Annotated in this window: 12 protein-coding genes and 1 tRNA gene; 9 read left to right on the forward strand and 4 right to left on the reverse strand. The window is 70.7% G+C overall.

Annotation, left to right across the window (positions count from 1 at the left end; translation table 11 throughout):
* Positions 1-16 precede the first annotated feature (16 nt).
* The 7 genes from BUE30_RS12720 to BUE30_RS12750 all read left to right on the forward strand — a co-directional run bounded on the left by BUE30_RS12720 (position 17) and on the right by BUE30_RS12750 (position 6,632).
* The gene (locus BUE30_RS12720) at positions 17-1,033 is read left to right on the forward strand and encodes a hypothetical protein (protein ID WP_073331247.1); all 1,017 of its coding nucleotides are present in this window, start codon (positions 17-19) and stop codon (positions 1,031-1,033) included.
* A 3-nt stretch (positions 1,034-1,036) separates the two neighbouring features.
* Positions 1,037-1,642: a 3-isopropylmalate dehydratase small subunit gene (gene leuD, locus BUE30_RS12725; RefSeq protein ID WP_073331250.1), complete on the forward strand. Its 606-nt coding sequence runs from the start codon at positions 1,037-1,039 to the stop codon at positions 1,640-1,642.
* A 308-nt stretch (positions 1,643-1,950) separates the two neighbouring features.
* Positions 1,951-2,790, forward strand: coding sequence for a hypothetical protein (locus BUE30_RS12730; RefSeq protein ID WP_073331253.1), 840 nt, complete (start codon positions 1,951-1,953; stop codon positions 2,788-2,790).
* A gap of 107 nt (positions 2,791-2,897) precedes the next feature.
* Positions 2,898-3,863 carry an endonuclease/exonuclease/phosphatase family protein gene (locus tag BUE30_RS12735; protein WP_244526358.1) on the forward strand — a complete coding sequence of 322 codons (966 nt, stop codon included), beginning with the start codon at positions 2,898-2,900 and terminating at the stop codon, positions 3,861-3,863.
* A gap of 426 nt (positions 3,864-4,289) precedes the next feature.
* On the forward strand, positions 4,290-5,390 hold the full coding sequence (gene leuB / locus BUE30_RS12740; RefSeq protein ID WP_073331256.1) for a 3-isopropylmalate dehydrogenase: 1,101 nt from the start codon (positions 4,290-4,292) through the stop codon (positions 5,388-5,390).
* Positions 5,391-5,520: 130 nt separating this feature from the next.
* Positions 5,521-6,507, forward strand: coding sequence for a DMT family transporter (locus BUE30_RS12745; protein ID WP_073331259.1), 987 nt, complete (start codon positions 5,521-5,523; stop codon positions 6,505-6,507).
* Positions 6,508-6,555: 48 nt separating this feature from the next.
* Positions 6,556-6,632 (forward strand) — tRNA-Pro (locus BUE30_RS12750).
* A 12-nt stretch (positions 6,633-6,644) separates the two neighbouring features.
* Here BUE30_RS12750 and BUE30_RS12755 read toward each other — a convergent pair.
* From BUE30_RS12755 to BUE30_RS12770, 4 genes are all read right to left on the reverse strand, one after another.
* A complete protein-coding gene (locus tag BUE30_RS12755; RefSeq protein WP_073331263.1) occupies positions 6,645-7,421 on the reverse strand; it encodes a metallophosphoesterase in 777 nt (258 codons plus the stop codon).
* Positions 7,418-8,293, reverse strand: coding sequence for a phosphoserine phosphatase SerB (gene serB / locus BUE30_RS12760; RefSeq protein ID WP_073331266.1), 876 nt, complete (start codon positions 8,291-8,293; stop codon positions 7,418-7,420). Before serB ends, BUE30_RS12755 begins: the two co-directional genes overlap by 4 nt.
* Before the next feature lie 70 nt (positions 8,294-8,363).
* On the reverse strand, positions 8,364-9,323 hold the full coding sequence (gene denD, locus BUE30_RS12765; protein ID WP_073331268.1) for a D-erythronate dehydrogenase: 960 nt from the start codon (positions 9,321-9,323) through the stop codon (positions 8,364-8,366).
* Positions 9,320-10,456 carry a fumarylacetoacetate hydrolase family protein gene (locus tag BUE30_RS12770; protein WP_073331271.1) on the reverse strand — a complete coding sequence of 379 codons (1,137 nt, stop codon included), beginning with the start codon at positions 10,454-10,456 and terminating at the stop codon, positions 9,320-9,322. Before BUE30_RS12770 ends, denD begins: the two co-directional genes overlap by 4 nt.
* A gap of 128 nt (positions 10,457-10,584) precedes the next feature.
* Between BUE30_RS12770 and BUE30_RS12775 the strand changes: the two genes are divergently transcribed.
* Complete coding sequence (locus BUE30_RS12775) at positions 10,585-12,366, forward strand: IlvD/Edd family dehydratase (protein WP_073331274.1); 1,782 nt, start codon at positions 10,585-10,587, stop codon at positions 12,364-12,366.
* Positions 12,367-12,376: 10 nt separating this feature from the next.
* On the forward strand, positions 12,377-13,114 hold the full coding sequence (locus tag BUE30_RS12780) for an SDR family oxidoreductase (protein WP_073331277.1): 738 nt from the start codon (positions 12,377-12,379) through the stop codon (positions 13,112-13,114).
* The last annotated feature ends 74 nt before the right edge of the window (positions 13,115-13,188 follow it).

The following is a 13,188-nucleotide window of genomic DNA, read 5'->3' on the forward strand; positions in this document are numbered from 1 at the left end:
GGGGGCGGGACGGGCGATGGATGGCGGCGCCGCAGCGGACGGGACCGACCTGCGTGCCGCGCTGGTCGATCCCGTCCGCGCGCCGGCCCGCGCCTGGCGGGTCGACCGCGTGATCCGCCCCGATCCCCGCGCCATCGCCGCGCCCGGCGACTTCGCCCGGGGACGGGCGGTCGACCTTCCGTCAGAGCTGTCCCTCTACTGCCTGTCCGGTTCGGGCGGGGTCGTGGCCGTCGACGTGGCCATGCGCGACCTCGTGGGCGCCCCTTTCCCCTATGCGGTCCAGGCCGGACGGGCGCGGTCCGTCCTTCTGCTCCCGTGGGAGGAGGTGGACGGACCCGTCCCCGCCGCCCCCGTCCCCGCGATCTTCTCCATCGGGCGCTGCGGCTCGACCCTGCTGGCACGGGCGCTGGGCGCGGCCGGGGCGGACGTGCTGTCCGAGCTCGACGTCTTCACCGGGATCGGCACGCTCGCCCGCCGCTGGCCGGCGAGGGCCGACGTGCAGGCCGCGCTCTCGGACCGGGCCGGGCGGGCGGTGCGGCACGCGGTGCGGGGGCTGTCGCGGCCGGTGCTGAAGTTCCGCAGCCAAGCCAGCCAGGGGGCCCGGGCGATCTGCGCCTCGGGCACTGTCGCGCCGGTCCTCATGGTCCGGGACATCGCGGAGTGGGCCGCCAGCGTCGCCCGCACCTTCGGCGACGAAAATCCGCAGGCGGTGGTCGATCCGCTCGTCCAGGGCCTGCGCGACGTCGCCGCCCTTCCGGACGTGCCGCCCGTCCTGACCTACGACACGCTCCTCCGCGACCCCGTGGCCGCGGTGGAGACCTGCCTCGGCGCGCCCGTCCCCCCGGCCCGCCACGCGGCGATCCGCGCCGCGCTCGCCACCGATTCGCAGGCGGGCACCGCGCTGGCCGACCGACCCGATCAGGGCGATCCCGCCCGCATCGCCGCGATCCTCGACCTCTGGCGGGCCGAGCGCCCGGACGCCGCCCTGCGGCGACTCGGCCTCGGCCCCGATCTCACATTGCAAAGGACCTGACACATGGACAAGTTCACGACCCTCAGCGGCATCGCCGCGCCCATGCCCCTCGTCAACATCGACACGGACATGATCATCCCCAAGCAGTTCCTGAAGACGATCAAGCGCTCGGGGCTCGGCATCAACCTGTTCGACGAGATGCGCTACGACGACAAGGGCGAGGAGGTGGAGGATTTCGTGCTGAACCAGCCCGCCTACCGCGAGGCGCAGATCCTCGTCGCGGGCGACAATTTCGGCTGCGGCTCGTCGCGCGAGCACGCCCCCTGGGCGCTGCTCGATTTCGGCATCCGCTGCGTGATCTCGACCAGCTTCGCCGACATCTTCTACAACAACTGCTTCAAGAACGGCATCCTGCCGATCGTCCTGCCCGAGGCCGAGCGCGATCTGTGCATGGAGGACGCGACGCGGGGCGCCAATGCCCGGATCGAGGTCGATCTCGAGGCACAGCGGATCACCCTGTCGGACGGAACGACGATTCCCTTCGAGGTCGATCCCTGGCGCAAGCACTGCCTTCTCAACGGGCTCGACGATATCGGGCTCAGCCTCGAGAAGGCGCCGGCGATTGACGAGTTCGAGAGGAAGGCCTCGGCGGATCGCCCCTGGGTCTGATCCGCGCCTCGACTTCCGCCCCAGATATGGCGTTCGACCCTCCCTTGCGCCCCACCATGCTGTGGGGCGCAAGTGTTTCGGATTGTCGTTGTGCGCCAGTCACTTGCGCGACCCGGGGTGCAATTTCGCACCAGTCCTGCCGCAAAATGGCCGCACCCGGGACCAAGATCACGGAGAGGCGATTGCCGGGACGGCCGGACGGGGGCAGCATTATGGCAGAAACGAGGCACAGCGCTCCGCGTCTCGCGGGCGAACCCCGGATCGGATCCTGGCGTCAGACCGGGGACGACCCGGTCGAAGGCAGGCACATGATACTGAACCGGATCGCCGGGGCCGCGCTGCGCGCGCTGCTCGTCGTCACGCTCATCACCTTTCCCTCCGTGATGCTACCCAACACGACCTCGGACACGACCCTCATCGTGGGGCTGGTCGCGATCATCGCGGCCGCCTTCACCTTCGTCGAATATTCCGCTTCGTCCCCCAGTCTCGTCGAGTTCCGCGACGCGCCCCCGTTCAACCGCATCCGCTTCGGTGCGCTGTTCCTGACGGTCTTCGCGCTGACGCTGATCCTGCGGGGCGAGACGCAGCCCTCGACGCTGACCCGCCTGTTCGAAAGCTTCGGCGGAGAGATCGCGCTTGCGCTCGACTTTCCCTATTCGCCGGTCCGGCTGGTCGTCCTGATGCTGCCCGACCCCACGCCCGAGCCGGTGGTCGAGGGGGTCCGGACCGCGGCGGGGCTGAGCTACCTCGTGTCGATCCTCAGCCTCGGCCTCTTCGTGCTGGTGATGCGGCTGCGGGGCTGGCCGGCGCGGGACGGGACGTTCAACGTCTGGGTCAACCTGCCCACCTTCGACCCGACCCGCGGGGGCGACGTCGTCGACCGGCTGCGGTCGGATGCACAGTTTAACCTGATCTTAGGATTCCTGCTGCCATTCCTGATCCCGGCCCTGGTCAAGGTGACCTCGGCCCTGGTCGACCCGATCGACCTGTCCAACCCGCACGCGCTGATCTGGACGATGACCGCATGGGCCTTTCTGCCCGCCTCCATGCTGAAGCGCGGGATCGCGCTGAACCGGGTCGCCGACCTCATCAGCGATCAGCGCAAACGCGAGAGCGCCGCCGCGGCCGGATCCTTCGCGCCGGTCTGATCCTCTCTGCCCTGATCGCGGGGATCGTCGTCGGCACCGCCCTCCAGGCCCAGACGATCCGCCTCGCCACCTATGCCGCCCCCTTCTCCCGCGGGGGGCCGGGGCTGATGCTGCGGGACCTGCTGGGGGGCGAGGACGCGCAGATGCAGGCCGCGCTCGACGTGATCGCGGCGGCCGCGCCCGACATCCTGCTGCTGACGGATACCGACTGGGACGAGGGGGGCGCGGGGCTGGCGGCCCTCTCGGCCGCGCTGGCTGAACGGGGCCTCGCGCTGCCGCATGTCGTCTCGCCCCGGCCCAATTCCGGCATGGCCACGGGCCTCGACATGGATGGCGACGGCCGCACCGGCACGCCGCGCGACGCGCAGGGCTACGGCCGCTTCGCCGGCGACGGGGCGCCCGCCCTCCTCTCCCGGTGGGAGATCGACACCGCCGGACTGCGGGACTTCACCGGCCTGCTCTGGCGCGACCTGCCCGGGGCCACGCTGCCCGTCCCGGACGGCGCCCCCTTCCCGTCCGAGGGGGCGCAGGCCGTCCAGCGCCTGTCGTCGACGGCCCATTGGGTCGTGCCGGTCCGCGCCCCCGGGGGGCCGGTCGCAATCGCCGCCTTCTCGGCCACGCCGCCCGTCTTCGACGGGGCGGAGGATCGGAACGGGCTGCGCAACGCGGACGAGGTCCGGCTCTGGCAGCTCTGGCTGGACGGCGTGCTGGGCGCGCCGCCGGACGGCCCCGTCGCCATCCTCGGGAACGCGCAACTCGACCCCGAGGACGGCGAGGGCCGGCGCGAGGCGATCCGCGCTCTGCTCGCCCATCCCCGCCTCCAGGATCCCGCCCCGCAGAGCGGCGGGGGGGCCGGCGCCGCCGATCCCGACCAGCGGGGCGACCCGTCCCTCGATACGGCGGAATGGGACGGACCGGGAAACCTGCGCGTCAGCTACGTCCTGCCGTCGCGCGACTGGATCGTGACGGAGAGCGGCGTTCTCTGGCCGCCCCCCGGCGACCCGCTGGCCGAGGCGGTGGCAGCGGCCGGGCCGCACCGGCTGGTCTGGGTGGACCTCGCCCGCCCGGACTGAGTGCCAGCCGGCGCCCCCCCACCCGACGGCGCGCTTCGGCCGAATCCCGGCCCGTCGGAGGTGACAGCCCGCAGGCGCGGATGGGGGGGACGATCGGTGAACGGCTCGCAGCAGATCAGGGACCCCGGCGGTCATCCGCGAGCCATCTGCGGCAAGGCTTCGGCCCGGCGTCCGAACGGGGCGCTGCCCCGATCGACCGAAAACCCCGGTCACCTTGCAACCCCGGTCACCTTGCAACCCGATCGGCCGACGATTCCGGCCACCTGGCAGCGCCCGGTCACCTGACGGCCCGCTCCCGCATCATCGGCCCCACGGGGGCCGCGCCTCTTGCCGCTCGCGCCCCGTCCGCGGCCGGCCGTGCGACCCTTGACCCGGCGCCACCCCCGGCCTACCCCGCCGGTCGATGCGCGACAGAGGAGCCGCAAGATGACCAACCCGTCCCTTCTGATCCTGCCCGGCGACGGCATCGGTCCCGAAGTCATGGCCGAGGTCCGCAAGGTCATCGACTGGTTCGGGGCGAATGGCGGCCCGGTCTTCGACGTGTCCGAGGATCTGGTCGGCGGCTGCGCCTACGACGCGCACGGCACGCCGCTGCACGACGACACGATGGCCAGGGCGCAGGAGGTGGACGCCGTCCTCCTCGGCGCCGTGGGCGGTCCGAAATACGACAGCCTCGACTTCTCGCTGAAGCCCGAGCGCGGCCTGCTGCGGCTGCGCAAGGAGATGGACCTCTACGCCAACCTGCGCCCCGCCCAGTGCTTCGACGCCCTGGCCGATTTCTCGTCCCTCAAGACGGAGGTGGTCTCGGGGCTCGACATCATGATCGTGCGCGAGCTGACCTCCGGCGTCTATTTCGGCGAGCCGCGCGGCATCATCGAGGAAGGCAACGAGCGCGTCGGCGTCAACACCCAGCGCTATACGGAGAGCGAGATCGACCGCGTCGCCCGCTCCGCCTTCGAGCTGGCGATGCGGCGCGGCAAGCGCCTGTGCTCGATGGAGAAAGCCAACGTCATGGAATCGGGCGTGCTCTGGCGCGAGGTCGTGACGCAGGTCGGCAAGGACTACCCGGAGGTGGAGCTCAGCCACATGTACGCCGATGCCGGCGCCATGCAGCTGACCCGCTGGCCCAAGCAGTTCGACGTCATCGTCACCGACAACCTCTTCGGCGATCTGCTGTCGGATCTCGCCGCGATGCTGACCGGCTCGCTCGGCATGCTGCCCTCCGCCTCGCTCGGGGCGCCGATGGCGAACGGACGGCCCAAGGCGCTCTACGAGCCGGTCCACGGCTCGGCCCCCGACATCGCGGGCCAGGGCAAGGCCAACCCGATCGCCTGCATCCTCTCCTTCGCGATGGCGCTGCGCTATTCCTTCGACCGGGGCGAGGACGCGGCCCGGGTCGAGCGCGCGGTCGAGACGGTGCTGGCCGACGGGCTGCGGACCGCCGACCTGCTGGGAGAGGAGGGCAAGGCCCCCGTCTCCACCAGCGAGATGGGCGACGCCATCGTCGCGGCGCTGGCGAAGGGCTGATCCGGGCCCCACGCGCGGTTGCGCGGGCCGAAGCCCGCGCAATCCTCGGCATCTTTCCGTCCGGGGGACTTGACCCTCCGGCCGGATCGGAATCTGTCGGACCCCGTCACGACAATCCCGGATCGACCCGATGGGCCACAATGCCAGAGGCGCGCTGATCGCCCTCCTCGCCTTTGCCTTCTATTCGAGCCACGACGCGGTGGTGAAGACGATGGGGGCGAGCTACTCGCCCGTCCAGCTGATCTTCTTCTCCGTCATGTTCAGCTTTCCGCTGGCGGTCGTGACCATCATGCGCGACAGCAACCCGGGCACGCTGATCCCGGTGCATCCGCGCTGGGTGCTCGTCCGCACCGTGGCCGCGGTCGCGACCGGCCTGTCCGGGTTCTACGCATTCAGCGTGCTGCCGCTGGCGCAGGTCTACACGATCATCTTCGCCTCGCCCCTCATCATCACGCTGCTGGCCATCCCCGTCCTGGGCGAGAAGGTGGGCCTGCATCGGGGCGGGGCGATCGTCGTCGGACTCGCCGGGGTCATCTTCGTCCTGCAGCCGGGCAACACGCAGCTCTCGCTGGGGCATGCGGCGGCGCTGGTCTGCGCCTTCGGCGGCTCGGCCGCGTCGATCATCGTCCGCAAGATCGGCGCCGACGAGCGGCCGGTCGTGCTGATGCTCTACCCGATGCTCGCCAACTTCGTCCTGATGGGCGGCGCGCTCGCCTTCTTCTACGAGCCGATGCCGATCGCGCATCTGGGCGTGATCGCGATGATGTCGGTGCTGGGCTGGGTCGGCGGCCTCGCCATGATCGCGGCCTACAAGGCGGGCGAGGCGGCGGTGGTCGCGCCGATGCAGTATTCGCAGATCGTCTGGGCCACGATCTTCGGCCTGATCTTCTTCGGCGAGACGCTGGACCGGACGACGATGATCGGCGCGGGCATCATCATCGCCAGCGGTCTCTACATCGTCTTCCGCGAGAGCCGCGGCGCCTCGGGCCTCACCCCGGTGCTGCGGACCAAGCTGCGACCGGATACCGGCACCTTCCTCAAGTCCCCGCGCCTGCCCGAGGGCACCGCGCGCCGCGGCATCGTCGCGCTGCGCGGACGGCCGCGGAGATCGGTCTGATCGGCTCTTGCATCGGGGCGCGGGCCGGGCTAGGTCCGCGCCACCGGTCGGAGTGTAGCGCAGCCTGGTAGCGCACCTGCTTCGGGAGCAGGGGGTCGGAGGTTCGAATCCTCTCACTCCGACCAGGTGATCCCCCCTTACGGAACCAGCGCCTGCCGCCCCACCCGGGTCAGCAGCCATGCCGCGCCGTCCTCGAACACCGCCGGCACCAGCTCGCGCCCGTAGCCCGCCCCGCCGTCGAGATTGACGCGCGTCCGGTAGGCCTGCGGATAGTGCAGCGCGGTATGGCCGTGGACGACCAGCGGGCCGAAATCGTGATCCTCCTCGAGGAAGCCCTCGCGGATCCAGAGAAGATCCTCCTCGTCCTGTTCCTCGACCGGCACGCCGGGCCGCAGCCCGGCATGGACGAAGAGCAGGCCGTCCTCGCGGTGCATCAGCGGCAGATCCCGCAGGAAGCGCAGATGGGCCCGCGGCACCGCCTCGCGCGCGGCGGCGGCGATGTCGTCCGACCTGTCCGCATCGGACAGGTCGACCTCGTAGGACAGCAGCGTGTCCCGCCCGCCATTGTCCGGATGCAGGAAGACCTCGCCGTAGGAGCCGAGCGTGCGCTGCCCGCCGAGCGCCGGGTGCAGCCATCCCTTGCCCGACGCGATGCGTGCGTCGTGGACCTGTCCACTGTCGAGGAAGCGCTCGAACATGCGGTCGTGATTGCCCTTGATCGGCGCCCAGTTCCGCCCCTCGGCCAGCCCGGTCGACAGCCGGTCGAGCACGCCGCGCGAATCCGGACCCCGGTCGGTATAGTCGCCGAGGAAGACGATCCGCGCATCGCGGCCGCCGTCGCGCTCGATCCGGTCCAGCGCCTCGTCGAGCATGGCGCTCTGGCCGTGGATGTCGCCGATCGCGTAGATACTCATGTCACGAAGTCCGATCTGGCATAGCCCTGAAGGTAGAGGAGCGCGGTCAGGTCGCCGTGGTTGATCCGGTGCCGCGCCTGCGCCTGCACCGTCGGCTTGGCATGCAGTGCGACACCGGTCCCGGCCCGCTGCAGCATGCCGAGGTCGTTCGCTCCGTCGCCCACGGCGAGCACGTCCTGCGCCCCGATGCCGAGCGCGCCGATCGTCTCGTCCAGCGCGTCGACCTTGGCGGCGCGACCCAGGATCGGCCGGGCGACCTCGCCGGTGAGCCTTCCGTTCTCGGCCAGCAGAATGTTCGCCCGGTGCGCGTCGAAGCCGAGGGCCGCCCCGACCCGCGCGGCGAAGGCGGTGAACCCGCCCGAGACGAGCAGCGTATGCGCGCCCTGCGCCTTCATCGTCGCGACCAGTTCGAACCCGCCGGGCGTGTAGGTGATGTGGCGCTTCAGCACCTCGTCGATCGCCGTCTCCGGCAGGTCCTTCAGCAGGGCCACCCGCTCGATCAGGGCGGCCTCGAAATCGAGCTCTCCGTTCATCGCGCGGGCGGTGATGTCGGCCACCCGGTCCCCGATTCCGGCGACGCGGGCCAGCTCGTCGATGCATTCCTGCCGGATCATGGTGCTGTCCATGTCGGCGATGAGCATCCGCTTGCGCCGCCCCTCCGACGGCTGGGCGACCAGATCGGTGCCGCCCGCGTCCAGGTCGGCGCGCACCCGGTCCAGATTGTCCGGCAGGGCGGGCAGGTCGAACTCCGCCGCCTCGTCGGGGGAGAGCCAGCGCAGCTCGCCCCCGCCCCAGGCGTTTCGCAGCGAGGCGACGAGCGCGCCTTCGAGGCGGCGCTCCTCCGGCGCGGTGAGGAGAGTCACGGTGAACATCGGCGGCTCCTGCCTATTCGTCCCCCGCGACAAAGCCCGGCCGGGGGCGGAGTGCAACCCGCCCGGCGGCTCAGGGGGCGGGACGGTCGTCCTCGATGTAGTATCGCACGTTCTCCTCGAAGCTGGCATCGGCCTCCAGCCCCAGCGCCTCGGCGCGGTCCGCATGGATGTCGTGGCGCCAGCCGTCGAGGATGCGGCGCAGGTCCGGATCGTCCTCCCACCGGATCAGCCGGACGGCCTCGGGTCCCGCGACGGCCTCCAGCGCGTCCACGAGATCCCCGATCGACCAGCGTCGCCCCGGCATCTGAAGGACGCGGTTCACCCCCAGCGTCTCGGCCGGGATCTCGGCCACACGGATCAGGTTCTCCACGCATTTGCGGGGGGAGAGGTAGTAATGCAGGTAGTCGCGCCCCACCGGGCAGACCGCTACCTGCCCGTTCAGCGGCTCGCGCAGGATCGAGGACATGAAGCCCGAGGCGGCGCGGTTGGGCCGGCCCGGCCGGACGCTGATCGTCGGCAGCCGCACGGCACGGCCATCGACGAAGCCCTTGCGGGACCAGTCGTTGACCATGATCTCGCCGATCGCCTTCTGCGCCCCGTAGGAGGTCTGGGGGTTCGGATAGCTGTGATCGCCCAGCGGGTCCGCCGCCGCGCCGCCATAGACCGCGATGGAGGAGGTGAAGACGAGCACCGGCGCGGTGCCCAGCGCCCGCGCCCGGTCCAGCACGTTGCGCGTGCCGCCGAGATTGATCGCCCAGCCCTCGTCGAACTCGGCCTCGGCATGGGCGCTGACCACGGCGGCGAGGTGGTAGATCACGTCGGTCCCATCCGGGATCGCGGCGGCGACCGAGCCGGGATCCGTGATGTCGCAGACCACGCCTTCCGTTCCCTCGACCGGGGCAGGCTGCACGATGTCGGCGAGGGTGATCCGGCCGACCGGCGCGCCCTTGAGAGAGCCGCGCGCGACCAGCGCCCGGGCCAGCTTCTGCCCGACGACGCCGCCGCCGCCGATGATGACCACATCCGTCATATCAGGCCCCGCCCGGCGAGGTTGCGCATCAGCGCGCCGGTCCCGAAGGTCCATTCCGGCGCCTCGGTCGACAGCCGCACGGTGTTGGTCAGCGCGCCGAGCCCCGGCTCCGAGATCGTGACCACGTCGCCCGGGTGGTGGGTGAAGCCCTGGCCCGCGGCGCCCCGGTCCTGCACCGGGGCGAACATCGTCCCGCAATAGAGCATCAGCCCGTCGGGATACTGGTGGTGCCGGCCGATGGTCTGCGCCACGAGATCGGCCGGGTCTCGACTGATCTCGGCCATCGAGGAGGATCCGTCCATGACGAAGCCGTCCTCCCCCTCCACCCGCAGGCGCACCTCGGCGCGGCGGAGATCGTCCAGGGAATAGCCCTCGTCGAACAGCCGGATCACCGGGCCGAGCGAGGCGGAGGCGTTGTTGTCCTTCGCCTTGCCCAGCAGCAGGGCCGAGCGTCCCTCGACATCGCGCAGGTTCACGTCGTTGCCCAGCGTGGCCCCCACGATGTCGCCGCGGGACGACACGGCGAGCACGACCTCCGGCTCGGGGTTGTTCCATCGGCTGACCGGGTGCAGGCCGACGGCCGCGCCCCAGCCCACCGCCGCCATCGGCGGGCACTTGGTGAAGATCTCGGCATCGGGGCCGATCCCCACCTCGAGATATTGCGACCAGAGGCGCGCCTCGGTGAGGACGCGCTTCACCTCTTGCGCCTTGTCCGAGCCGGGGACGAGGCCGCGCAGCGAGGCGCCGACCACCTCTCCCACCTTCTCGCGGATCGCCTGCGCCCGGGCCGGATCGCCGGCGGCCTGCTCCTCGATCACCCGCTCGACCATCGAGGCGGCGAAGGTCACGCCGCTCGCCTTGATCGCCTGCAGGTCGGCGGGGGCGAGCCAGCGCAGATCGTCGGGCCCGGCGGTTTCGGTCGAGGCGGCGCAGAGCTCGGGCAGGGTGCAGACCCCCTCCCCTTCCGCGCCCGCGACGAAACCGGCCGGATCCTCGCGGTCGAGCAGGGCCGAGAGTGTCGGCGCCTCGCGGCCGGTGATGTCGACCACCTCTTCGCCCCGGATCGTGACGAGGGCGGGTCCATGGCCCGGGCGCCAGATCCGGCCCACCAGCGTTCCGTTCTGCGGCAGCATGTCGTCCCCCCTTTCGCCGGGGCGGCGGCCCGATCGGGCCTGCCCGGCTCTTGCATTTTGGTATACCAAATCCGATTGTGCCGGCAACGGGTCCGGGGCCGCCACGTCGCCCCGACAGGGAGGACGACATGAGCAATACCCGCGCCAACAAGCGTTTCCGCTCGCAGGAATGGTTCGACAATCCGAACAACGCGAACATGACCGCGCTCTATCTCGAGCGGTACCAGAACCAGGCCTTCACCCGGGAGGAGCTGCAATCCGAGCGGCCGATCATCGGCATCGCGAATACCGGCAGCGACATCTCGCCCTGCAACAAGATCCACGTCTTCCTGATGGACCGGATCAAGGCCGGCATCCGCGACGGCGGCGGCATCCCGATGGAATTCCCGGTCCACCCGATCCAGGAGACGGGCAAGCGCCCGACCGCCGCGCTGGACCGCAACCTCGCCTATCTGTCCCTCGTCGAGGTGCTGCACGGCTACCCGCTGGACGGCGTCGTGCTGACGACCGGCTGCGACAAGACCACGCCGGCGCAGCTGATGGGCGCGGCCACGGTCGACATCCCGGCCATCGCCCTGAACGGCGGTCCGATGCTGGACGGCTGGTGGAAGGGCAAGCGCGCGGGATCGGGTACGATCGTCTGGGAATCGCGGCGCCTGCTGGCCGAGGGGGTGATCGACTACGAGGAGTTCATGCAGCGGGTCTGCGCCTCTGCCCCGTCGCTGGGGCATTGCAACACGATGGGCACCGCCAGCACGATGAACGCGATGGCCGAGGCGCTGGGCATGACGCTGACCGGCAGCTCCGCCATCCCCGCCCCGTTTCGCGAGCGGATGGAAATGGCCTACCAGACCGGCAAGCGCGCGGTGGAGATGGTGTTCGAGAATCTCAAACCCTCCGACATCCTCACGCGCGAGGCCTTCGAGAACGCCATCGTCACCAATACCGCCATCGGCGGATCGACCAATGCCCCGCCGCATCTGCAGGCCATCGCCCGGCATGCGGGGGTCGAGCTGGACGTAAAGGACTGGCAGGAAATCGGCCATGGAGAGCCGCTCCTCGTCAACATGCAACCGGCGGGCACCTATCTGGGCGAAAGCTTCCACCGCGCGGGCGGCGTGCCCGCCGTCATGGCCGAGCTGGCGAAGGCCGGCCGCATCCGCGAGGGGGCGATGACCGCCACCGGCAAGACGATGGGCGAGAACCTGAAGGGCAAGGAGAGCGTCGATCACGACGTGATCCGCCCCTACGACCGGCCGCTGCGCGAGCATGCGGGCTTCATCGTGCTGCACGGCAACCTCTTCGACAGCGCGCTGATGAAGACCTCCGTCATCTCCGAGGATTTCCGCCGCCGCTTCCTGTCGCATCCGGGGCACGAGGGCGTGCACGAGGCGCGGGCCATCGTCTTCGAGGGGCCGGAGGATTACCACGACCGGATCAACGATGCCTCGCTCGGCATCGACGAGAACTCGATCCTCTTCATCCGCGGGGTCGGCTGCGTCGGCTATCCGGGCAGCGCCGAGGTGGTGAACATGCAGCCGCCGGACGCGCTGCTGAAGGCGGGGATCAACCACCTGCCGACGGTCGGCGACGGGCGTCAGTCCGGCACGTCGGAAAGCCCGTCGATCCTGAACGCCAGCCCCGAATCCGTGGTCGGCGGGGGCCTCGCCTATCTGCGGACCGGCGACATGGTGCGGCTCGACCTCAACGAGGGCACGATGAACGCGCTGGTGCCCGAGGACGAGTGGGCCCGGCGCAGGTCCGAGTGGACCCCGCCCGAGATCGTGCACCAGACCCCCTGGCAGGAGATCTACCGCTCCACCGTCGGGCAACTGGCCCAGGGCGGCTGCATCGAGCTGGCGACGGCCTATCAGCGCGTGGTGAAGCACCTGCCGCGCGACAATCACTGAAGGGCCCGCCATGACGAAGACCATCATCGTGACCGGCGCCGGAAGCGGCGTCGGGCGGGCCACGGCGCATGCCTTCCTCGACGCCGGCTGGAATGTGGGTCTGGTCGGTCGCCGGCCGGACCCGCTGGAGGAGACGGCCGCCGGCCGTGCCGGCGCGCTGGTCCTGCCCTGCGACGTGACCGAAACGGGCGCGATCGACGCGGCCGTCGCGCAGGCGGTGGGCGCCTGGGGGCGGCTCGACGCGTTGTTCAACAATGCCGGAATCGGCCTGCCCGGCGCCCCGATCGACGAGCTGGACCCGGGCGAGATCCACCGTCTGCTGCAGATCAACGTCTTCGGCGCCTTCCTCGCCGCGCGCGCCGCCTTCGGCGCGATGCGCGCGCAGGATCCGCAGGGCGGTCGGATCGTCAACAACGGCTCGGTCTCGGCGCATGTGCCGCGCTGGGGCTCGGCCCCCTATACCGCCTCGAAACACGCGATCACCGGCCTCACGCGGTCGCTGTCGCTGGACGGGCGGCCCTTCGATATCGCCTGCGGTCAGATCGACATCGGCAACGCGCTCACCCCGATGGCCGCCCAGATGCAGAAGGGCGTGCCGCAGGCGGATGGCAGCATCGCGGCCGAGCCGGTGATGGATGTCGGGGTCGTCGCCCGGTCGGTCCTGCACATGTGCGAGCTTCCGCTGGACGCGAACGTGCAGTTCATGACGGTGATGGCGAGCAAGATGCCTTATATCGGGCGCGGCTGACCGCCCGGCCCGAACGGCACGGAAAAAGGGCCGGACCCATGACAGCGGGTCCGGCCCCTTCCGTCGATCCGGCG

The sequence above is a fragment of the Wenxinia saemankumensis genome, from assembly GCF_900141735.1.
GTDB lineage: Bacteria > Pseudomonadota > Alphaproteobacteria > Rhodobacterales > Rhodobacteraceae > Wenxinia > Wenxinia saemankumensis.